21 protein-coding genes are annotated in these 22,178 nt (G+C 54.8%); 8 read left to right on the top strand and 13 right to left on the bottom strand.

The features are described from left to right. Positions 1-5: 5 nt before the first annotated feature. Both ACLJRH_RS21295 and sthE read left to right on the top strand, forming a co-directional pair. The gene (locus ACLJRH_RS21295; protein WP_001056984.1) at positions 6-563 is read left to right on the top strand and encodes a fimbrial protein; all 558 of its coding nucleotides are present in this window, start codon (positions 6-8) and stop codon (positions 561-563) included. Positions 564-603: 40 nt separating this feature from the next. Then, a complete protein-coding gene (gene sthE / locus ACLJRH_RS21300; protein WP_023137529.1) occupies positions 604-1,689 on the top strand; it encodes a fimbrial major subunit SthE in 1,086 nt (361 codons plus the stop codon). A 57-nt stretch (positions 1,690-1,746) separates the two neighbouring features. On the opposite strand, the gene creD is transcribed toward sthE, so the two are convergent. From creD to creA, 4 genes are read right to left on the bottom strand one after another with little or no spacing between them, the layout of a single operon-like run. Beyond that, positions 1,747-3,096, bottom strand: coding sequence for a cell envelope integrity protein CreD (creD, locus tag ACLJRH_RS21305; protein ID WP_023137530.1), 1,350 nt, complete (start codon positions 3,094-3,096; stop codon positions 1,747-1,749). A 57-nt stretch (positions 3,097-3,153) separates the two neighbouring features. Further along, a complete protein-coding gene (creC, locus tag ACLJRH_RS21310) occupies positions 3,154-4,578 on the bottom strand; it encodes a two-component system sensor histidine kinase CreC (RefSeq protein WP_023137531.1) in 1,425 nt (474 codons plus the stop codon). Continuing rightward, a complete protein-coding gene (gene creB, locus ACLJRH_RS21315; RefSeq protein ID WP_001187046.1) occupies positions 4,578-5,267 on the bottom strand; it encodes a two-component system response regulator CreB in 690 nt (229 codons plus the stop codon). Before creB ends, creC begins: the two co-directional genes overlap by 1 nt. A gap of 12 nt (positions 5,268-5,279) precedes the next feature. Next, positions 5,280-5,753: a protein CreA gene (gene creA, locus ACLJRH_RS21320; RefSeq protein WP_000875811.1), complete on the bottom strand. Its 474-nt coding sequence runs from the start codon at positions 5,751-5,753 to the stop codon at positions 5,280-5,282. 211 nt (positions 5,754-5,964) lie between these two features. Here creA and robA point away from each other — a divergent pair, with 211 nt between their 5' ends. Then, positions 5,965-6,834 carry an MDR efflux pump AcrAB transcriptional activator RobA gene (robA, locus tag ACLJRH_RS21325; RefSeq protein WP_000371685.1) on the top strand — a complete coding sequence of 290 codons (870 nt, stop codon included), beginning with the start codon at positions 5,965-5,967 and terminating at the stop codon, positions 6,832-6,834. Here the strand turns inward: robA and gpmB are convergent. Beyond that, the gene (gpmB, locus tag ACLJRH_RS21330; protein WP_000942363.1) at positions 6,831-7,478 is read right to left on the bottom strand and encodes a 2,3-diphosphoglycerate-dependent phosphoglycerate mutase GpmB; all 648 of its coding nucleotides are present in this window, start codon (positions 7,476-7,478) and stop codon (positions 6,831-6,833) included. The genes robA and gpmB overlap by 4 nt on opposite strands. A 48-nt stretch (positions 7,479-7,526) precedes the next feature. Here gpmB and yjjX point away from each other — a divergent pair, with 48 nt between their 5' ends. Beyond that, on the top strand, positions 7,527-8,042 hold the full coding sequence (gene yjjX, locus ACLJRH_RS21335; protein ID WP_000554308.1) for an inosine/xanthosine triphosphatase: 516 nt from the start codon (positions 7,527-7,529) through the stop codon (positions 8,040-8,042). 101 nt (positions 8,043-8,143) lie between these two features. Here yjjX and trpR read toward each other — a convergent pair whose 3' ends face one another. Continuing rightward, positions 8,144-8,470: a trp operon repressor gene (trpR, locus tag ACLJRH_RS21340; protein ID WP_000192003.1), complete on the bottom strand. Its 327-nt coding sequence runs from the start codon at positions 8,468-8,470 to the stop codon at positions 8,144-8,146. Between the two features lie 57 nt (positions 8,471-8,527). Then, complete coding sequence (gene sltY, locus ACLJRH_RS21345; protein WP_023137532.1) at positions 8,528-10,465, bottom strand: murein transglycosylase; 1,938 nt, start codon at positions 10,463-10,465, stop codon at positions 8,528-8,530. Between the two features lie 208 nt (positions 10,466-10,673). On the opposite strand from sltY, the gene ettA reads away from it, so the two are divergent. Further along, positions 10,674-12,341 carry an energy-dependent translational throttle protein EttA gene (ettA, locus tag ACLJRH_RS21350; protein WP_000046773.1) on the top strand — a complete coding sequence of 556 codons (1,668 nt, stop codon included), beginning with the start codon at positions 10,674-10,676 and terminating at the stop codon, positions 12,339-12,341. 117 nt (positions 12,342-12,458) lie between these two features. Here the strand turns inward: ettA and nadR are convergent, their stop codons facing one another. From nadR to serB, 3 genes are all read right to left on the bottom strand, one after another. Then, positions 12,459-13,691 carry a multifunctional transcriptional regulator/nicotinamide-nucleotide adenylyltransferase/ribosylnicotinamide kinase NadR gene (nadR, locus tag ACLJRH_RS21355; RefSeq protein ID WP_000093829.1) on the bottom strand — a complete coding sequence of 411 codons (1,233 nt, stop codon included), beginning with the start codon at positions 13,689-13,691 and terminating at the stop codon, positions 12,459-12,461. 150 nt (positions 13,692-13,841) lie between these two features. Continuing rightward, positions 13,842-15,224, bottom strand: coding sequence for a DNA repair protein RadA (gene radA, locus ACLJRH_RS21360; protein WP_001029710.1), 1,383 nt, complete (start codon positions 15,222-15,224; stop codon positions 13,842-13,844). Between the two features lie 83 nt (positions 15,225-15,307). After that, a complete protein-coding gene (gene serB, locus ACLJRH_RS21365) occupies positions 15,308-16,276 on the bottom strand; it encodes a phosphoserine phosphatase (RefSeq protein ID WP_001132983.1) in 969 nt (322 codons plus the stop codon). A gap of 116 nt (positions 16,277-16,392) precedes the next feature. Here serB and ACLJRH_RS21370 point away from each other — a divergent pair, with 116 nt between their 5' ends. From ACLJRH_RS21370 to ACLJRH_RS21380, 3 genes are read left to right on the top strand one after another with little or no spacing between them, the layout of a single operon-like run. Then, positions 16,393-17,037 carry a YtjB family periplasmic protein gene (locus tag ACLJRH_RS21370; protein WP_000090067.1) on the top strand — a complete coding sequence of 215 codons (645 nt, stop codon included), beginning with the start codon at positions 16,393-16,395 and terminating at the stop codon, positions 17,035-17,037. Positions 17,038-17,070: 33 nt separating this feature from the next. Further along, a complete protein-coding gene (lplA, locus tag ACLJRH_RS21375) occupies positions 17,071-18,087 on the top strand; it encodes a lipoate--protein ligase LplA (protein ID WP_000209778.1) in 1,017 nt (338 codons plus the stop codon). A gap of 31 nt (positions 18,088-18,118) precedes the next feature. Next, a complete protein-coding gene (locus ACLJRH_RS21380; protein ID WP_000018735.1) occupies positions 18,119-18,382 on the top strand; it encodes a helix-turn-helix domain-containing protein in 264 nt (87 codons plus the stop codon). 160 nt (positions 18,383-18,542) lie between these two features. On the opposite strand, the gene deoD is transcribed toward ACLJRH_RS21380, so the two are convergent. The 3 genes from deoD to deoA all read right to left on the bottom strand — a co-directional run bounded on the left by deoD (position 18,543) and on the right by deoA (position 22,069). After that, positions 18,543-19,262, bottom strand: a complete 720-nt coding sequence (deoD, locus tag ACLJRH_RS21385) for a purine-nucleoside phosphorylase (RefSeq protein WP_000224864.1) — start codon at positions 19,260-19,262, stop codon at positions 18,543-18,545. 209 nt (positions 19,263-19,471) lie between these two features. Continuing rightward, the gene (gene deoB, locus ACLJRH_RS21390) at positions 19,472-20,695 is read right to left on the bottom strand and encodes a phosphopentomutase (protein ID WP_000816454.1); all 1,224 of its coding nucleotides are present in this window, start codon (positions 20,693-20,695) and stop codon (positions 19,472-19,474) included. Positions 20,696-20,746: 51 nt separating this feature from the next. Further along, the gene (gene deoA / locus ACLJRH_RS21395) at positions 20,747-22,069 is read right to left on the bottom strand and encodes a thymidine phosphorylase (protein ID WP_000477840.1); all 1,323 of its coding nucleotides are present in this window, start codon (positions 22,067-22,069) and stop codon (positions 20,747-20,749) included. Between the last annotated feature and the right edge of the window lie 109 nt (positions 22,070-22,178).

Raw genomic sequence — 22,178 nt, forward strand, 5'->3', positions numbered from 1 at the left:
AAAAGATGAATATGAACAGATTTGCTGCATTAGCCGCCCTGTTAACGTTCACGGGTCTGGCATTATGGTCGCCCTCGATCAGCGCGGCATACAATACCGCAGATGCCGTAGACATTAACGTTACGGGATTAATTTATGCCGATCCGTGTACCGTGACGGTCCCCGACACGCTCTCTCTTGGACAATATGCCCGGGCGGATATCGCCGTGGCCGGTGGCAATACCGCCACCATTCCTTTCACCATAAAAATGACGAATTGCCCGGCAACGACCACAAAAGCCGCGATTTCATTTAACGGCGTACCTTATCCCGATCCAAATTATGCTTCTGCGATTTATGCAAACAGCGCGGCCAATCCGGCGCAGGATTTAGGATTACAGCTTTTTAACCTGGACGGTAAAAGTCTGGTCAATCTGGCCAACAACGTCACTTACACGGTGGATATCAACAGTAATACCCATGAAGCCAATTTGCCTGTCGCCGCAAGGATGTATACCCCGTATGGAAAAGTCACGGCAGGGGATTTCACGTCCGTTGTGACGATCACTATCGCATGGCAATAACATCTTTCTATTTCACCTGGTATAAAAGCAGGAATTTTTCATGAGAAGGTTATATCTGGCGCTTATTCTGCTGTTCGCGTATTCCGGTCATGGTTACGCCTCCTGTAAACGTTCCGGAAATGAAGGCGCGATCACTATCACCCCGCCGTCGCAGCTTGTGGTGGATAGCCACGCCTATACCGCAGGCGAAGTGTTGTGGCAATCGGGCTGGGTTTCCACCTCCGAAGTCACAATGGATGGCTGTAGTCGCGATTATAAGGTCGGTTTTTTATATGAACCCGGTAGCGCGCAGTCAAATACATCGGCGACAATCAATGCGAATGACGGGAACAACACGCCGGTATTTAGCACCGGTATTTCCGGCGTGGGCATTGCGATTAAAACCCAAACGAATGCTGGCCCTTACGATAATGTCATGCCAATCGATAATACCTACCATAATGGCGATGGCAATAAAACACACCATGCGATGGCTCCCGCCTACAATGTTGAACTGGTCGCCTTAGGCGGTCCGATCACCTCCGGTACCGCGACATTCCAAAGTCCACTGGCGCGCGTATCTTTTCGCGATAGCGCAACGGAAGACTCCGGCGGCGATATCCTGACCCATCTGTATTTGGGGAATACGCAATTGATTATGAAAGCAATGGGATGTCGGGTAGAAACACCTGCCATCACCGTGGATTTAGGCAGCGTCAATTTAGGCAGTTTCACTAATAGTCAAACCGCGGGCACAGGCGAGCAGGATATCTTATTGACCTGCGAACAAGGCACCGCTATTTCCGCATCGTTAAGCGCCCAACCTGCCAGCGGAAATAACCCTGATAATTCAGTCATCCAGTTGAGCAATGCAAGCGCGCCAACCAGCGCAACCGGCGTTGGCGTACAGTTGGGTATTCAGGCGCCGGACGCTGGTTTCTTTACCGACAGTTTGCCAATCAATCAAAAAATTGATCTCTTTACTCACGCTATTACCACCAATGCCGATGGCAGCCAGACGGTTAGCGGCGGAACCATGAATATGTCGACCACCCTGAAAATTAGCGCGCGCTACTATAAAACCGCCGCCACGGTAACGGCCGGGCAAGCGAATGCCACGGCAACATTAAACCTGACCTATAACTAACGGCATCACAGTTTCTGGCGCTGCGCGGGAAAACGTTAACGCGCGCGCCCGTTAGATTTATTTCCACAAACGTAATTCGTCATCTTTTACTGGCGGTAATGACTTACGTTGCTGACAAGAGAGCGAATACCAGTCCAGATGGCGCGTCAGGAACATCACGCCGCCAAGCGCCAGTAGCAGAACGCCGGTACCCAGAAGCAACGAGCTATCTTCCGAACGCAGCAATCCCCACATCACGCCATCCAGCGCCAATAACGCTAACGTAAACAGCACGCTATTGCGCCATCCTTTCAGCACCGCCTGCAAATAAACGCTATTCATCAACGCGCCCACCAGGCTTGCGGCGATCCAGGCTGGCGTGAAACCGATATGTTCCGACAGTGCCAGCAACAGCAGGTAGAACATCACCAGCGATAACCCCACCAGCAGATACTGCATCGGGTGTAACCGCTGTCCCGTCAGGGTTTCGAAGACAAAGAAAGCCATAAACGTTAGCGCAATCAACAAAATGGCATATTTCGTCGCTCTGTCCGTCAGTTGATACTGATCGGCTGGCGTCGATACAGCGACGCTAAACGCCGGTAAGTTGTCCCAATCCACCTTTTGCACATCAGCAAACCGTTCGCCGAGATTCGTGGCAAACCGGCTGGTTTGCCACTGGGCCTGAAATCCTGAACCGCTGATTTCGCGTTTACCGGGAAGAAAATCCCCCACAAAATTTGGGTGCGGCCAGTTGCTGGTCAGGGTCATTTCACTGCTACGCCCGACGGGAACCAGTGAAAAGCTGCCGGTTCCGCTTAAATTTAGCGACATCGCCAACGTCAGGTTGCGCGTCGCCCACTGACTGTCCGGCAGCGGGATATGAATGCCCTCTCTACTTTCCGGTAAGCCGGTCCCCGGTTCTACAGTGAGCGTTTCACCATTCACCTGCGGCGCTTTTACTACGCTGATACCGCGCGCATCGCCGACGCCTACGACGATAAAGGGCTTTCCAAGGGTAATGTTCGGTCTGTTCAGCTCATGCAGACGGGCCACATCAAACTCTGCCTTTATCGCCATATCGGTATGCCACACCTGCCCCTGATAAATACCTATTTTTCGCGCTTCAACGTTTTGATTGCCTTCAACCAATAGCGACTCTGGCAGCCAAAAATAGAGATAGCTGCGCTTATACTGGACCTCTTTCTCCTCTTCCAGCACGGTATAGAGCTCTGTCACCGGAACCGCCACCAGCGGGCCGACAACCTTTTGCGGGCCGCTGGTACTCTGACGAATAGCGGCTTCTACATGGCTTCGATAATCAGCACGTTCCACGATGGTGTGCCGTACCATCATCAGGGGAATTAACAGCAGGATCATGGCGCCGCCTAACGTAATCATTTTCCACAACAGGGGGGATTTCAACATAGCGTTCTCCTTTGCAATGCCAGCAGTGTAAGAACGCGATGTGGGGAGAATTTGAAGTTATGTGAAGTGACGGTGAAGTGTCAACGAGGCCAGCACGCCGCCTTCGGGACGATTGCACAACGTCACCTCACCGTTGAGGAGCCGCGCCGCCTCGCTGACAAACGCCAGCCCAAGCCCGCTGCTTTTACGTCCATTTTCACGGGGCAACGAATAGAACCGGTCGAAAATGCGCGGCAGCGCAAAATCAGGAATACCACAGCCGGAATCCGTCACCTGCAGGATCGCTTTCTCCCCCATCGGCTGAGCGCTTAATGTGATAACGCCATTTTCAGGCGTAAAGTCGATGGCATTGTCCAACACATTGCCCAGCGCCTGCGCCAGAAGCTCCGAGTCGGCGACGACAACCAGCGAGGAAGGCCGTAGAGTAAGGGTGATATTTTTTGCCGCCAACTGAATACTGCGCGCCTCGCTAAGCTGCGTAAATAGCTCATCAACAGCAACCGGCGCGAGAGGGATATCCTGTCGGTTTTCCAGCCGCGCCTGGCGCAGCAGGGTTTCTACCAGCGCCTGCATTCGCGTATTTTGCGCCAGTATATTCTCTGTAAAGCGGGTAACCACATCCGCGGGCGGTCCTTCACGCAGAATCTCCGCCGCGCCGCGTATCGCCGCCAGCGGACTTTTCAGCTCATGAGTCAACGCATACACGTACTGCTCAATGTCATTCTTGCCTTCCAGCTTAATGCGCATACTCTCCAGCGCCTGCGCCAGTTTACGCAGCTCGCTGCTGCCTAATGCAGGTAACGCAAGCGGGCGGTTTTCGGTGACAGAATCCGCATAGCGCGTCAACCGGGCGATGGAGCGGTTAATCCACCAGACCATCCCCGCGCCAATCGCCAGCGCAATCCCCAGTAAAACGGCGCTGGCCCACAGAATGCGCCGTTCGCTGCGCTTAATCACCGGCGCCATTGCCGCATTCGGTTTGCCGACAGTCAGGACGCCGATAATCCGTCCATCGCTGATTATCGGCGCGGCTACGTACATCACGGTGCTATTGGGATCGGCAGAATCTTTTGCCGTGCTGCGGGCGCCATACTGTCCGTGCAGCGTAAGCCAGACGTCATTCCAACGAGAATAATCCTGCCCCACAGCTCTGTTTTCCGAATCAAACAACACCTTACCCTGCGCATCCGTCATGTAGACATGGTATTCATTGCGCACTTTGACGATCCCGCTGATATTGGCGCGAAACGGGCGATGTTGCAGTTGGGCGAATGCCTTCGCCAACTGGCCGTTAGTCGGGTTGCCGGAAAGGAGATCGTCGCGGGCCAGCGCCGCCAGCAGCGTCGCTGTGTCAATCAGCGTCCCTTCCGTCGCGCGGCGGACGCCCGGCTTTATCTCCTGAACGAAGATAGACAGCACAAACACGGCGGCGACGGCGACAATAAGAAAGTAGCCCAGTAGCAAACGCATTCCGATGCGCATCAGACGCTCCTCAGGCTGTATCCCATCCCACGATGCGTGTTAATTGGCGAGAGATCCGGGTTGATCGCGCGTAGCTTAGCGCGCAGGGTTTTGATGTGTGTATCGACCGTCCGATCGAAGGTCTCCTGGGCATCAGACCAAACAATATCCATCAATTGCTGGCGCGAGTACACGCGCTCCGGCGACAGCAGCAGGGTTTTAAGGAGCAGAAACTCATAACGCGTCAGCGAGAGCGGCGTACCAAACCAGGCGATCTGCGCCGCCGGTTCATTGAGTTCAAAATGTCCGGTACGCACCACCGGCGACGGCGCAGCAAACTTTTTCACCCGGCGCAGCAGCGTGCGCACGCGGGCGCTCACTTCGCGCGGCGAGAACGGCTTGGCGACATAATCATCTGCGCCGATCTCCAGACCAAGCAATCGATCCACTTCATCGCTACGGGCAGTCAGGAAAAGAATCGGCAGCGCAGGATGGCGTTCCAGCAACTGCCGACACAGCTCAAAGCCGCTGATATCCGGTAGTCCCACATCGAGAATCACCGCATCCGGCCGTTGCTGACGCGCTTTTTCCAGCGCGGGCAGCCCGCGAGCGAATAGCTCAACGGTAAACCCTTCCAGTTGCAGGGTGTAGATGAGCGTATCGGCGATTCCCTGTTCATCCTCGACTAACCAGACCTGCGGTTGCTGCATACTCTTTCCCTGTTATTGTCGCCACGGCATGACCGGCACCGCGCTGATGGCGTTCTTCGGCGACCCGTCGACTACTTTGTCGGAGTAGGCCAGATACGCCAGCGTGTTGCGTTTCTCATCATAGAAACGCACGACCTGCAATGACTTAAATATCAATGAGGTGCGTTTTTTGAAAACCACCTCTCCCTGCGCCTTGCCGTTCTTAATTTTGTCGCTCAGTTCAATAGGCCCGACCTGCTGGCAAGAGATAGCGGCGTCAGACGTATCTTCCGCCAGCCCCAATCCGCCTTTTATGCCGCCCGTTTTCGCCCGGCTAACATAGCACGTCACGTTTTTGACATCAGGATCGTCAAAAGCTTCCACCACGATTTTATGGTCAGGACCGAACATTTTAAATACCGTATCGACTGAACCAATTTGTTCCGCGCGGGCGCTCTGCCCCAGCAGCAACAAAATTGAGAAAAGTACTAAGCTCTTGTATTTCATATTGTTACCATTCATAAAAGTTACGTTGCGTAATTATTAGACATTCTAAAATAAAATGGTTATAGATCACAGGATTAGAATAATTACCTGTCACGTTGCCTAAAAAAAGCATTTAAGCTCAAAAAAAACACTGAATGCTAAAAGAACAAAAAATGCTATTATCCTCTTACCTTATATCGGGTGCTCGTTGTTGAAAGGATGGGGATATTTTATGGATCAGGCTGGCATAATTCGCGACCTGTTAATCTGGCTGGAAGGTCATCTGGATCAGCCGCTGTCACTTGACAATGTGGCGGCAAAAGCAGGCTATTCCAAGTGGCACCTGCAGAGAATGTTTAAGGACGTGACGGGCCACGCCATTGGCGCTTACATCCGCGCCCGTCGTTTATCGAAATCAGCAGTGGCGCTGCGTTTGACCGCGCGTCCAATTCTGGATATTGCTCTTCAGTACCGCTTCGATTCTCAGCAAACCTTCACGCGCGCCTTTAAGAAACAGTTTTCCCAGACGCCAGCGCTGTATCGTCGCTCCTCGGAATGGAGCGCCTTTGGCATTCGCCCGCCATTACGGCTGGGCGAGTTTACCGTGCCGGAACATCAGTTCGTTACGCTGGAAGATACGCCGCTCCTTGGCGTCACGCAGAGCTATTCCTGCTCACTAGAACAGATTTCCGACTTCCGCCACGAAATGCGCGTGCAATTCTGGCATGATTTCCTCGGTCATTCGCCAACTATTCCGCCAGTGCTTTATGGGCTTAATGAAACGCGCCCCAGCATGGAGAAAGACGATGAGCAGGAAGTATTCTATACCACCGCACTGCCGCAAGAGCAGGCCGATGGCTATGTTCAGTCGGCGCATCCTGTGCTGTTGCAGGGTGGTGAATACGTCATGTTCACCTATGAAGGGTTAGGAACCGGCGTGCAGGATTTTATCCTGACCGTTTACGGCACCTGTATGCCAATGCTGAATCTGACCCGTCGTAAAGGGCAGGATATAGAGCGATACTACCCGTCAGAAGATACCAAAACCGGCGATCGCCCTATCAACCTGCGCTGCGAATTTCTGATCCCGATTCGCCGTTAACGCTGTAGCTCATCCAATGCAGGGGCGTCCAGATGCGAAACGTCCCCTGCGGTTTCTACCACCCACCCAGACGCCAGCCACTGACTTTCCTGGTAATCGATGCGGGAAATAGAGCAGTTGCGCAAACGTAACCGGCGTTCCGCCCAGGCGGGTAGTCCCAGTATAGTACTGACCAGACAGCCCAACGCGATACCGTGACTGACCAATAAAGGTCGGCTGCCCTGCGGTAGCTCCAGACAGGACGCCAGCGCGGCATGAACGCGATCGCTCAACTCCTGCATCGATTCCCCGCCGGGAATGCGGCCATCCTGCGTGCCGTTGACTAACTGACGACGCCAGCCCTCTTCTTCTTCCGTCAGCGAATCGATCTGGCGCTTTTCCAGCACGCCCATATCCAGCTCGCGCAGGCGGGAGTCAAAGGTGATATCACACCCGCACGCCTGGGCGATAATCTCCGCCGTGCGTTTTGTGCGGCCTAAATCGCTGCTGATGATATGGGTGATGCCGAGGCTGCGGGCGCGTTCTCCTACCTGCATGGCCTGCTGCTCGCCTTTTGCTGTCAGGGGACTGTCCGATTGGCCCTGAATACGTCGCTCGGCGTTCCACTGCGTTTCACCGTGGCGAACAAGGTATACCTGTAACATGTTTTTTTTCCGTTATACTGCGATAAATTTTTAAAACTGAGCTTAATTATGCACCAGGTTATCTCTGCGACCACCAATCCTGCCAAAATTCAGGCAATTCTACAGGCATTTGAAGAGATTTTCGGCGAAGGATCGTGCCATATTACGCCCGTCGCCGTCGAGAGCGGCGTACCGGAGCAGCCCTTCGGAAGCGAGGAAACGCGTGCTGGCGCACGAAATCGCGTGGATAATGCGCGACGCCTGCATCCACAAGCTGATTTCTGGGTAGCCATTGAAGCCGGAATTGACGATGACGCCACCTTCAGTTGGGTGGTGATTGATAACGGCGTTCAGCGCGGTGAAGCGCGATCGGCCACGCTGCCGCTGCCCGCCGTCATTCTCGACAGAGTCCACCAGGGGGAAGCGCTTGGCCCGGTGATGTCGCAGTACACAGGTATTGACGAGATTGGTCGCAAAGAGGGCGCCATTGGCGTATTTACCGCCGGAAAATTAACGCGCTCCAGCGTTTACTACCAGGCGGTGATCCTGGCGTTAAGCCCGTTTCATAACGCGGTGTATCGATAATTATTTGCGCTATGTTGTAGGCCTGATAAGCACAGCGCCATCAGGCATTTCGCGGCGATGTCGCCGGATGGCCGCTTCGCCTTATCCGGCCTACGAGCAAATCAGGCGTTTTTCAGCAGTACATTCTCAAGCCAATGACGCAGTTCAACCGGCGCGGATTTCAGGCTGTTTGACCCGCGCGTGATGGTGGCGATGCCCGCCCCCAGCTCGGTTTTCAACTCGCGCTGGCTCATTTCGCCACGCAGCAACTCCTCAATAATGCGCACGCGCGTTCCCAGCGCTTCACGCTCGTCCGGCGTAAGCATCAGTTGTAATAAAGGCAGATGCAGATCCTCTGCATATGCCTGACGGAGTAACTCCACAAAACGAAGCCACTCCTGATTACGTTGTTCGGCGATAGCCGATGAATAAGGGGAATGCTGGGTCATGTTATACCGCCGTTTGTACTGTTACACGAGTACAAATGATAACATAACCCGTCTGCATTAATACCGCCGCTGCCACTCAGAGTCGCTCATTAAGGCCTCTTTCTGCCCCATAAAGTGGCGATAGTAAGCGTCATAGGCCAGAACGTTTTTCACGTAGCCGCGCGTTTCCGAAAAGGGAATGCTTTCGACAAACGCTACGGCATCGATACGCCCGGCGCTATTGCCAAGCCAGGTGCGCACGCGCCCCGGCCCAGCGTTATACGCCGCCGAGGCGAAAATACGGTTATTACCAAACTGCTGATAGACATACTGCAAATAGCTGGTGCCAATGTTGATGTTGGTCTCCGGCTCCAGCAGTTGGCCGGGGCCGCGGTAGTCCGGAATCGAAAACATTTTCACCGTATGGGTGGCCGTTCCCGGCATAATCTGCATTAAGCCGCTGGCCCCTACCGGCGATTTTACTTTCGGGTTCCAGGCGCTCTCCTGGCGGGCAATCGCCATGGCATAGCTTTGTGAGATATCTTTTCCGCGGGTATAGCGGGTAAAAAGATCGTTATACGCCAGCGGAAAACGCTCCTCCAGATGATCCCACAGTTTTCCGGCGATCGTCGCCTGTACGCACAGATCCCACCAGTGCTGGTTAAACGCATAGCGCGCCAGCTGCGCCTGTTCAGATTTACTACGGCTTTTTACCAGATTCGCCCATTCGCTGCGCGCCGTGTTATCCAGGTTCCAGTACATCAGCTCCCGTACACGCGCCATCTCCGGCCCCTGCGTCAACGCGCTGTTTACGTTGGCGGGCGCTTTATCGATTTTAAGCGTGTACTCTTCGCCTAAACGCTGCGCCGCGACCATCGGATAAAAACCGCGCTTCTGCATTAAAGCATGAAGGATCTCTTTCGCTTCGGCGTCACGACCGCGCTCCAGCAATAAATCCGCCTGCCAGTAACGCCACTCGTCTTTCTCTTTCGCCTCCATCGGCAGTCGGGCAAGCCAGGTATTGAGACCGCGACGATCGCCCATCCCCAGCGCCATACGCACGCGCCGCTCGATAAGCGACGTCGATTGCGAGCGCATAATCGCGTCATCGCGCCATTTCGCCTGCGCATCGGTCACATCGTTGCCCATCAGTCGCCAGGCAACGATATCGCGCAGCGCCTGCGTTTGTTCCTCATTAAGTTTCTGCGCCTGTACCAGCGAGGGGATCATCAGACGCGCATTTTCCGCGTCCTGGCGGGCGACGCTGGCAAACGCGACTTCCGCCATCTGGCGGGTAAAATCGGTGGCGCCGGTGGTGCGTGCGAAGGTCAATACGTTATTAGGGTCATTAGCCAGGGTAATGATCGCTGAGGCGATCGTTTGATATTCCGCCGGCATCTGTCCGGCCAGCACCGTAACCAGCCCCGTATTCCCGGCTTTCATCGCCAGCCGAATACGTTCCAGGTACGCCAGCGGGTCTTGCTTGCCGGAGGCCCGCCAGACGCTGAACAGTTTATCGCAGGCATTCGGCTGGCTTTTGCCGGTCAGCCAAAGGTCTTTCGCGCCCTGCCAGGCCGCTTCCGTTTGCCCGGTACTCCATTTCGCGTAGTAATAGTTACATTGCGCTTCCGTGGTGCCGGGTTTCTCCGGGCTAAACGCCAGCAAGCCGCGCCAGTCTTCACGACGCGCCAGCTCATTGACGAAGCGTGATTGCAGCGTACGCGCAGGCGGAAGCGTAGGATTGGCGCGCACAAACTGCGTGACAGCAATCGCCGGTTGGTTCATCAAATCGTCGGTGATCTTACGGTATTCCAGATACGGGTAGAGCGGATAATCTTTCAGACCCGGCATCATCTGCTCTACCACATCCATCTGGCGGTTGTCCCAGGCCTGCTTAATCTGCGCATAGCGGTTACGCTGCTCTTCCAGTGAGTCGGCCCGCGCGAGGTGACAAAAGGTCAGCAGGCATACGCTGGCGGCGACGAGACGCCAGACAAATGGTTTGGCTCTATCCACAAGCACTTCCTCAATTGTTATCCAATGCAGCATCATGCCGCGTAATGAATTTATGCTAACCAGTCATAGCCATTTGCGCCACGTTACGGACACTTTTTTACTTTTATTGCGAGTGCGATCTGCTGGCTGGGCTTAGGCAGGGAAAAAGGCTACACTTCGCCTTTGACATCTATTCACCATCACGATAAACATAGAGGCGAAGTCCAACGTGGCTCAATTCGTTTATACCATGCATCGTGTCGGCAAAGTGGTTCCGCCGAAACGTCATATTCTGAAAAACATCTCGCTGAGCTTCTTCCCTGGCGCCAAAATCGGCGTGCTGGGCCTTAACGGCGCCGGTAAGTCTACCCTGCTGCGCATCATGGCGGGTCTCGATAAAGATATCGAGGGCGAAGCGCGCCCGCAGCCCGGCATTAAGATTGGCTACCTGCCGCAGGAACCTCAGCTAAACCCGGAACACACGGTACGCGAGTCGATTGAAGAGGCCGTTTCGGAAGTGGTTAACGCCCTCAAACGTCTGGATGAAGTGTACGCGCTGTATGCCGATCCGGATGCCGACTTCGACAAGCTGGCCGCAGAGCAGGGCCGGCTTGAAGAGATTATCCAGGCGCACGACGGTCATAACCTGAACGTGCAGCTTGAGCGCGCAGCTGACGCTCTGCGTCTGCCGGACTGGGATGCCAAAGTCGAAAAACTGTCCGGCGGCGAGCGCCGCCGCGTGGCGCTGTGCCGTCTGTTGCTGGAAAAGCCGGATATGCTGCTGCTCGACGAACCCACCAACCACCTGGATGCCGAATCTGTTGCATGGCTGGAACGTTTCCTGCACGACTTCGAAGGCACGGTCGTGGCGATTACCCACGACCGTTACTTCCTCGATAACGTCGCCGGTTGGATTCTGGAACTTGACCGCGGCGAAGGTATTCCGTGGGAAGGCAACTACTCCTCCTGGCTGGAGCAGAAAGATCAGCGTCTGGCGCAGGAAGCGTCTCAGGAAGCAGCTCGCCGTAAATCCATTGAGAAAGAGCTGGAGTGGGTGCGTCAGGGCGCGAAAGGCCGTCAGTCGAAAGGTAAGGCGCGTCTGGCTCGCTTTGAAGAACTGAACAGCGTTGAGTATCAGAAACGTAACGAAACCAACGAACTGTTTATTCCACCAGGACCGCGTCTGGGCGACAAAGTCATTGAAGTCAGCAACCTGCGTAAATCCTACGGCGACCGCGTACTGATCGATGACCTGAGCTTCTCGGTGCCGAAAGGCGCTATCGTCGGGATCATCGGGCCAAACGGCGCGGGTAAATCGACCCTGTTCCGCATGATGTCCGGTCAGGAGCAGCCTGATAGCGGCACCATTACGCTGGGTGAAACCGTCAAGCTGGCCTCGGTCGATCAGTTCCGCGACGCGATGGACAACAGCAAAACCGTCTGGGAAGAAGTGTCCGGCGGGCTGGATATCATGAAGATCGGCAACACTGAAATGCCAAGCCGCGCCTATGTAGGCCGCTTCAACTTCAAAGGCGTCGATCAGGGCAAACGCGTTGGCGAACTGTCCGGCGGTGAGCGCGGTCGTTTGCACCTGGCGAAGCTGCTGCAGGTGGGCGGCAACGTCCTGCTGCTCGACGAACCGACGAACGACCTGGATATCGAAACCCTGCGCGCGCTGGAAAACGCCCTGCTGGAGTTCCCTGGCTGCGCGATGGTTATCTCGCACGACCGTTGGTTCCTTGACCGTATCGCCACCCACATTCTGGATTATCAGGATGAAGGTAAGGTGGAATTCTTCGAAGGTAACTTTACCGAATACGAAGAGTACAAGAAACGCACGCTGGGCGCCGAGGCGCTGGAGCCGAAGCGTATCAAGTACAAGCGTATTGCCAAATAAATGTCTGAATGCCGGGTGGCGCTTGCGCTTACCCGGCCTACAAACCCAGCGATTCCAGTACGTTGTGAAACTGTAGGCCTGATAAGACGCGGTAAGCGTCGCATCAGGCATTGGTTCTTATCCCTGCTCGCCCATCATCTCTTTCACCAGTTCCACACAGCGCAAAAAGCGGCCATCGTAATCAGCCTCTTTAACGTGAACGAACTCAATGTTGTTCTCTTTCAGCATCTCGACCAGCAGGTTCTGGAACGCTTTGCGATCCACTGAACTGCCCAGACTTCGCAGTCCGTCAGCTACCCACGGCGTATTATTCTCCAGCAAAATCACCAGGTCGAAGCGATACTCGTCGATCAGCGCCTGGACAAAGGGATGCTCGCGCCCTTCGTATTTTTTGCAAAATGCCTGGGTGGTGACGAAATCGGTATCGATAAACGCCACTTTATTCGCATATTTCACTGCAAAATCAATATATTGTGCATGACCCAGCGCGATTTTATCGTAATCGGAATACTGTAACGCCATCTCATCGCCGCCCAGATGCGAAAAGACATAGTCGCGGCCATATTCCCAGGCGCTGGTGGTATTAAAAATATTGGCGAGCTTATTGACCAGCGTAGACTTGCCGCTTGATTCCCCGCCCAGTATAGCGACGGTACGCACGAAAAACGGCTTCACTTCGGTAGGAATATATTCCCAGTAACGAAACGGATTTTCGCGGATTTGCGCCCCGCTGATATTCATAAACGTGCGTTCAGGATCGACCAGCACCGTCTCAATCCCTAAATGCTCAAGATACTGCGGCGCATCAGCCTCTTCGGAAGTGTAGATCCAGCTCGGCTGTATTCCCTTCTCTGCCATAAACGCTTTAATGCCGTTGCTCCAGACGTCCCAGCCATGCGGATAAGGCTCCATCCCCTCTTCATTAAAGGCGTGGATGCGAATATTTTTTTGGTATTTGAAGGTTTGCAATAACCAGCGCAGGCGATCCGACACGGTGGGCTGCTGCGACATGGCGCTATCCTCAAACAGCCCGCGGTCGCGCGTATCGTCATATCCCATAATGATGTGCAGCTCATCCACCTGGCTACAGGCCCGCTGGATCAAGTAGATGTGTCCGGTATGCAATGGATAAAATTTACCGAACACCACGCCAATGTTTTTCTGTCGGCGGGGAAACTCCAGCCCGAGAAAACGGTGTAGCGCCTCCAGTTTTTGCGCGCTGGGGCTTTTGATTTTGGCGTTAAGTAACTGACTCAGATACCCCTTGGTCATACCGCTGGCGTCAGCCACCTGTTGCAGAGTGCAACCTTGCTGCTTAATCGCGGTTTTGAGATAGTCGAACGATGACACAAGAGCCTCCTGCTGGAAAAATCGCATAACACTGCCTGATGGCGCTTCGCTTATCAGGCCTACAACATCAATCCGTATCAATCCGTAGGCCGGATAAGACGCATTGCATCGCCATCCGGCAAATTATACAACATCGCTGCATACAGCGAATTATAAGTCGTCAAACACGCTTAACGCATCTGCGAGCTTTTTAACACCGAACACCTGCATTCCTTCCGGCGGCTTTTTCGGTACGTTGGCGGCAGGCACAATCGCCCGACGAAAACCGTGTTTCGCCGCCTCGGAAATACGCTCCTGCCCGCTCGGCACCGGACGAATCTCGCCTGCCAGCCCCACTTCGCCAAACACCACCAGATCCTGCGGCAACGGCCTGTCACGCAGGCTGGAGACCATCGCCAGCAGTAAAGCCAGATCCGCGCTGGTTTCGGTGACTTTCACGCCGCCGACCACGTTGACGAAGACGTCCTGATCCGACATTTGCAGACCGCCGTGTCGGTGCAGCACCGCCAGCAGGATTGCCAGACGGTTTTGTTCCAGACCGACCGCCACGCGCCTGGGGTTCGCCATCATCGAGTGATCGACCAGCGCCTGAATCTCCACCAGCAACGGTCGCGTACCTTCCCAGACGACCATCACTGAACTGCCGGAAGTGACCTCATCGCCACGGCTTAAAAAGATGGCGGACGGATTGCTCACTTCGCGCAACCCCTGTTCGGTCATGGCGAAGACGCCCAGCTCATTGACTGCGCCAAAGCGGTTTTTGTGGCTGCGCAGCGTGCGGAAACGAGAATCGGCGTCGCCGTCGAGCAATACTGAGCAATCGATACAGTGTTCCAGCACTTTCGGCCCCGCCAGCGACCCGTCTTTGGTGACGTGGCCGACCATCACGATCGCCACGCCGCGCGTTTTGGCGAAGCGCGTCAGGTAGGCTGCCGTTTCGCGGACCTGAGCGACACTGCCCGGCGACGACTGGATGTCCGCCATATGCATCACCTGTATGGAGTCGATCACCATCAGTTTCGGCTGTTCTTCTTCGGCAATCAGGCAAATTTGTTCGATGCTGGTTTCCGACAGCATATTCAGATTCGCCGTCGGCAGGCCAAGCCGATGCGCGCGCATCGCCACCTGCTGTAGCGACTCTTCGCCGGTGACGTACAGCGTTTTCATCTGCTCGGCAAGCTTGCACAGCGTTTGCAGCAGCAACGTTGATTTGCCCGCGCCGGGGTTACCGCCAATCAAAATGGCGCTGCCGGGTACCACCCCGCCGCCCAGCACGCGGTCAAACTCTTTAAAACCGGTAGAAAAGCGCGGCAGTTCCTCAAGACTGATGTCAGACAGTTTCTGCACTTTTGATACGCCCGCACTGCCGGCGTATCCGCTCAGACGTTCGTTACGCGCCACCGTCGGCGATGCGGCAAGGCGCACCTCGGTAATGGTGTTCCAGGCATGGCAGGCGCTGCATTGCCCCTGCCAGCGCGGGTAATCGGCACCACATTCATTACAAACAAAGGCGCGTTTTGGAGCTTTTGCCACGTTTTACCTCTTTCGTTAACGCTGTTGCCGGATGGCGCTGACGCTTATCCGGCCTACGGTCGCCTTGCCATTGGGCAGGTTAATCATTTCTGGTTCATGCTGCCGGAGAGAATGCAAAACACGCCCATCAGGTCAGCGTGGCGGATCGTAATCTCCGTCTTTTCGTTTACTTTTGGCTTGGCATGGAAGGCAATACCTAACCCTGCCGCTTTGATCATTGGCAGATCGTTAGCGCCGTCGCCAATCGCCACCGTCTGCGCCAGCGGGATATCATGCTCTTGCGCCAGACGAAGCAAGGTATTGGCTTTATACTCAGCATCCACAATATCGCCGATAACGTGACCGGTAAATTTACCGTCCATGATCTCCAGCTCATTGGCGACCGCCGCCGTCAGACGTAGCTGGTCACGCAGATAGTCGGCAAAGAAAGTGAAGCCGCCGGAGGCGATAGCGATTTTCCAGCCAAGCGCTTCCAGTTTTAGCACCAACTGCGTTAATCCTGGCATTAGCGGCAGATTCCCGCGCACCTGACGCAAAATATCGGCATCCGCGCCTTTCAGCGTCGCCACGCGGCTACGCAGGCTGGCGGTAAAATCAAGCTCGCCGCGCATCGCGCGCTCCGTCACTTCAGCCACCTTCTCACCGGTACCGGCCAGCTTAGCGATTTCATCGATACACTCAATCTGGATCGCCGTTGAATCCATATCCATGACCAGCAGCCCCGGCGTGCGCAGATGCGGAATTTTACCCAGCGGCGCGACATCCAGTTGCGCCTCATGCGCCAGCCGCGTCGCACGCGGCGTCAGCGACCCCGCCAGACGAATGACCTGATAATCCTCCACGCACCAGGCGGCGACAATCACCATTGCGGCGCCCAGTTTGGTCTGATATTGAGTTAAACGCTGCTTATCCAGCCCGCGCCCATACAGCAGCCAACCGCTGCGGCCTGCATGGTAATCCAGAGGCATCACCTCGTCGCCGCTTAAAGAAAGAGGCAAACCAGGCCATAAAGAGACATCTTCAGGCAGATCGCACCAGGTAATGTTAGGCATTAAAGCTCCTGTAAATCGTTCAGGCCGGTAACCGCCCCGCGGAAAATAACGCATGAGGCTACCTTGTAACCATCGCTTCTGGCAACATTAAGCCTCAAATTTTCAGCAGGTGGAATATGGCTCGCGCAAAACTGAAATTTCGGCTGCATCGTGCAGTCATTGTATTGTTCTGTCTCACACTGCTCGTCGCGCTCATGCAGGGCGCGTCCTGGTTTAGTCAAAACCACCAGCGACAGCGCAATCCGCAGCTGGAAGAGCTGGCCCGCACGCTGGCGCGCCAGGTGACGCTCAACATCGCCCCGCTGATGCGCAGCGAAACACCGGATGAAAATCGCATCAACGCCGTGCTGCGTCAGCTCACGCAAGAGAGCCGTATTCTGGATGCCGGCGTCTATGATGAACAGGGCGATCTTATTACTCGCGCTGGCGAAAGCGTCAATGTGCGCGACAGGCTGGCGCTGGATGGCAAAAAAGCGGGCAGCTATTTTAACCAACAAATTGTCGAGCCTATCCAGGGGAAAAACGGCCCCTTGGGTTACCTGCGTCTGACGCTGGATACCCACACGCTGGCCACCGAAGCAAAGCAGGTCGATAACACCACCAACATTCTACGCCTGATGCTGCTACTCTCGCTGGCGATAGGCGTGGTGCTGACGCGCACCTTGCTACAAGGTAAACGCACCCGCTGGCAGCAGTCGCCCTTCCTGCTAACGGCCAGCAAGCCTGTTCCGGAAGAGGAAGAGCGTGAGGAAAAAGAGTAAAATGACGGCTTAATAAAGGTAAGGAAAACCACCATGACTACATTACGCCTGCTTATTTCTGACTCTTACGATCCCTGGTTTAACCTGGCGGTCGAGGAGTGCATTTTCCGCCAGATGCCCGCCACCCAGCGCGTGCTGTTCCTGTGGCGTAACGCGGACACGGTCGTTATCGGCCGCGCGCAGAATCCGTGGAAAGAGTGCAATACCCGACGTATGGAAGAAGATAACGTCCGCCTGGCGCGTCGCAGCAGCGGCGGCGGCGCGGTGTTCCACGACCTTGGCAACACCTGCTTTACCTTTATGGCGGGTAAACCGGAGTACGATAAAACCATCTCCACCCATATTGTGCTCGCGGCGCTGAATTCGCTGGGCGTCATGGCCGATGCTTCAGGACGCAACGATCTGGTCGTAAAAACGCCGGACGGCGATCGCAAAGTCTCCGGTTCAGCCTATCGCGAAACCAAAGATCGCGGCTTCCATCACGGCACGCTACTGCTGAATGCAGACCTCAGCCGACTGGCCAATTATCTGAATCCAGACAAGAAAAAGCTCCAGGCAAAGGGGATTACCTCCGTGCGTGGGCGCGTGGCGAACCTGGTTGAACTGCTGCCGGATATTACCCACCAGCAAATTTGCGAAGCCGTAACCGAAGCGTTTTTCCGCCACTACGGTGAGCGCGTCGAAGCTGAAATTATCTCGCCGGATAACGTGCCAGACCTGCCCAACTTCGCCGAAACCTTTGCCCGACAAAGCAGTTGGGAGTGGAATTTCGGCCAGGCGCCGGCGTTCAGCCATCTGCTGGATGAACGTTTTACCTGGGGTGGCGTCGAGCTACATTTCGACGTTGAGAAAGGCGTGATTACCCGCACTCAGGTGTTTACCGATAGCCTGAATCCGGCCCCGCTGGAAGCACTGGCGGGGCGACTGCAAGGGTGTTTATACCGCGCGGATATGCTGCAACAGGAGTGCGAGGCGTTACTGGTTGATTTCCCGGAGCAGGAAAAAGAACTGCGGGAATTATCGGCGTGGATGGCGGGGGCGGTGCGGTAGCTCACCGTTTAAAATACCAAAGGAAGGGAATATGAGCCATCTGGAAAACCAGGAACGGGAGATTATCAATTTAATGTTCAGCCAGCGTATTTCCTGGCTAGCCGCCGTGCGTATCAGGCATAAATTATCGCTTGCTGAAGTAAGTGAAATGTTAGGTATCTCTATTAATTCTCTAAAACGGATCGAAAAGACGGAACGGCTTGACTCAAACATTAAAAACAAAATGGCAGGAATTTATGGTTGTCCGCCAGAGTTGCTGATATGCCCTTACTGGATGAGGGCTGAACATAAATGAATAGATTCGTGAATAGATACTTGAATGGATTTAATTTCCTATCCATATGAAAAATAATAGTAAATCTATAAATCAGTCACTATTGATGAATAGATACTAAAAAGCCGGAGCGGTCTCCCGCTCCGGCTTAACACGACAATCGCCTTTCAGCGAAACACACTTACTCTTTATCGCCCAGCAGCACAGATTCCAGCGCGATTTTGATCATATCGTTGAAGGTCGTCTGACGTTCAGCGGCAGTGGTCTGCTCGTGGGTACGGATGTGGTCGGACACGGTGCAGATAGTCAGCGCTTTCGCGCCAAACTCAGCCGCAACGCCGTAGATGCCCGCCGCTTCCATCTCTACGCCCAGTACGCCGTATTTTTCCATCACGTCGAACATTTCGCCGTCCGGAGAGTAGAACAGGTCTGCAGAGAACAGGTTGCCCACGCGCGCGTCAACGCCCAGCGCTTTTGCCGCATCAACTGCGTTACGTACCATGTCGAAGTCAGCAATAGCCGCGAAGTCATGATCTTTAAAACGGATACGGTTCACTTTGGAGTCGGTGCAGGCACCCATACCGATCACCACGTCGCGCAGTTTGACGTCCATACGCACAGCGCCGCAGGAGCCGACGCGAATGATTTTCTTCACGCCGAAATCGGTGATCAGCTCTTTGGTGTAGATGGAGCAGGACGGGATACCCATACCGTGACCCATCACGGAGATCTTACGGCCTTTGTAAGTCCCGGTGAAACCTAACATGCCGCGAACGTTGTTCACTTCGCGAACATCTTCGAGGAAAGTCTCAGCAATGTGCTTCGCGCGCAGCGGGTCGCCCGGCATCAATACGACGTCAGCGAAATCACCCATTTCTGCATTAATATGTGGAGTTGCCATCTTCAGTTCCCTTTAAATTTGTTGTTATTGCCTGATGGCGGCTACGCCTTATCAGGCCTACAAAACGTCTGTAAAAACAGTGAAATACCCTAAGGATTTCGCGTTGTAGGAAGGCGACGAATTCGTGAATCCCCGGGAGCATAGATAAACTATGTGACCGGGGTGAGCGAATGAAGTCAACGCATCTACAGCGCGAAAGACAACGGGTATCACAGCATGTTTTTACCGTAATCCATTGGCGATGTACCAAAGTAGGTCGCCAGCGTCTGGCCGATATCCGCGAAGGTTTCACGGTGACCTAAAGAGCCCGGTTTGACTTTTGGACCGTAGATCAGCACCGGAATGTGCTCACGGGTATGGTCAGTACCGGTCCAGCTCGGGTCACAGCCGTGGTCAGCGGTCAGGATCAGAATGTCATCTTCACCCACCAGCTCCATCAGCTCCGGCAGACGGCGGTCAAACAGCTCCAGACCTGCGGCGTAGCCCGCGATGTCGCGACGGTGGCCCCAGGAAGAGTCGAAGTCAACAAAGTTGGTGAAGACGATGGTTTTATCGCCCGCTTCTTTCATCTCTTTGAGGGTCGCGTCGAACAGCGCGTCCAGACCGGTCGCTTTCACTTTCTTAGTGATGCCGCAGTTGGCGTAGATGTCGGCAATCTTACCGACGGACACCACGTGGCCCTGTTTTTCATCGACCAGTTTCTGCAGCACGGTCGGCGCTGGCGGTTCTACGGCCAGGTCGTGACGGTTGCCGGTACGCTGGAAGTTACCGGCCTTGTCGCCGATAAACGGACGCGCGATCACGCGGCCAATGTTGTAGCCGCCTTCGGTCAGCTCTTCACGGGCGATTTCGCACAGCTCGTAGAGTTTATCCAGGCCAAAGGTCTCTTCGTGGCAGGCAATCTGGAACACGGAGTCAGCGGAGGTGTAGAAAATCGGCTTGCCGGTTTTCATGTGCTCTTCGCCGAGCTGGTCCAGAATAACGGTGCCGGAAGAGTGGCAGTTACCGAGATAGCCCGGCAGGTTGGCGCGTTTTACCAGCTTATCCAGCAGTTCCTGCGGGAAGCTGTTTTCGTGATCGCTGAAATAGCCCCAGTCGAACAGCACCGGCACGCCAGCGATTTCCCAGTGGCCGGACGGCGTATCTTTGCCGGAAGACAGTTCGTGCGCCCATGCGTATGCGCCAATAACGTCCGCGTTGCCGTCCATGCCAGCGGCAATTTTACCGGTAGAGCCTTCATGCGCTTTCACCAGCCCCAGACGAGTCAGGTTAGGCAGATTCAACGGGCCCTTACGGCCATTGTCAGCTTCGCCTTTGGCGCAAGCTTCTGCGATGTGGCCCAGAGTGTCGGAACCTACGTCGCCAAAACGATCCGCGTCTTCAGTAGCGCCGATGCCGAATGAGTCCAGCACCATAATAAATGCACGTTTCATATCTTCTCCGTACTTAGTGCTTCAAAAATAATTGATCAGATCAGTATACAACTATTCAGTAATTCGACGATAGACCGAAGGTGTGCTTGCTGGCGCTTTATCGTCAAGGATAATTGCCGCTTTGACGGCCTTCGCCGCTTCCTGCCAACTGGTTTCGTCTTTGGCATGAATCACCGCCAGCGGGCGCTGCCCGTCGATGCTGTCGCCCAGACGGGCCATGTCGGTAAAGCCAACGCTGTAATCAATGGTATCAGACGCCTGACGACGCCCACCGCCCATCGAGACGACCGCCATCCCCAGCGCACGCGTATCCATTGCGCTGATAAACCCTTCGGTATCAGCATATACCGCTTTGCTCAACATGGCAGTCGGCAGGTATTTATCGTAGTTCTCAACGAAATCGCTCGGCCCTTTCTGCGCGGCCACCATACGACCAAAGACTTCTGCCGCTTTACCGTTATCCAGCACCGCCTGCAGTTTGGCACGCGCTTCGGCGTCGTCTTTCGCCAGCTGACCGGAGATCAGCATCTCCACGCATAGCGCCATGGTAACGTCAAACAAGCGCGGATTGCGGTATTCACCGGTCAGGAACTGCACGGCTTCACGCACTTCCACCGCGTTACCGGCGCTCGAAGCCAGCACCTGGTTCATATCGGTTAACAACGCCGTAGTGCGAACTCCCGCGCCGTTTGCCACGCCGACAATCGCTTCAGCAAGGGCTTCAGAAAGTTCATAGGTTGGCATAAACGCGCCGCTGCCGACTTTTACGTCCATTACCAGCGCATCCAGCCCTTCGGCCAGTTTCTTGGCGAGGATGGAACCAGTGATCAGCGGAATAGAGTCCACCGTCGCGGTAATATCGCGGGTGGCGTAAAAACGTTTGTCCGCCGGTGCAAGCGAGCTGGTTTGCCCAATAATCGCCACACCCACGTCTTGAATAATTTCGCGGAAACGGTTGTCGTCCGGGAAGATGTCGAAGCCCGGGATCGCTTCCAGTTTATCGAGCGTACCGCCGGTATGTCCGAGGCCGCGACCGGAGATCATCGGTACATAACCGCCGCAGGCCGCTACCATTGGCCCCAGCATCAGAGACGTCACGTCCCCTACGCCACCGGTCGAATGCTTATCGACAATCGGGCCATTGAGATTCAGGCTTTTCCAGTCAAGGACAGTACCGGAATCCCGCATCGCCATGGTCAGCGAAACACGCTCCGGCATGGTCATATCGTGGAAGAAGATGGTCATCGCCAGGGCGGCAATCTGCCCTTCAGAGATAGTATTGTCACGAATACCATTGATAAAGAAACGAATTTCTTCGTCACTCAACGCATGACCATCACGCTTTTTACGAATAATTTCTTGTGCGAGAAACACGGTACCCTCCTGAGGGAAAAGAGTAGAAGGCTTACATCGCCGGATGGCGGTTAACGCCTTATCCGGCCTACAGGCCTGGATTTGTAGGCCGGATAAGCGCAGCGCCATC

Origin of the sequence: Salmonella sp. SAL04162 (assembly GCF_046551535.1) — a bacterium.
Classification (GTDB): Bacteria; Pseudomonadota; Gammaproteobacteria; order Enterobacterales; family Enterobacteriaceae; genus Salmonella; species Salmonella enterica.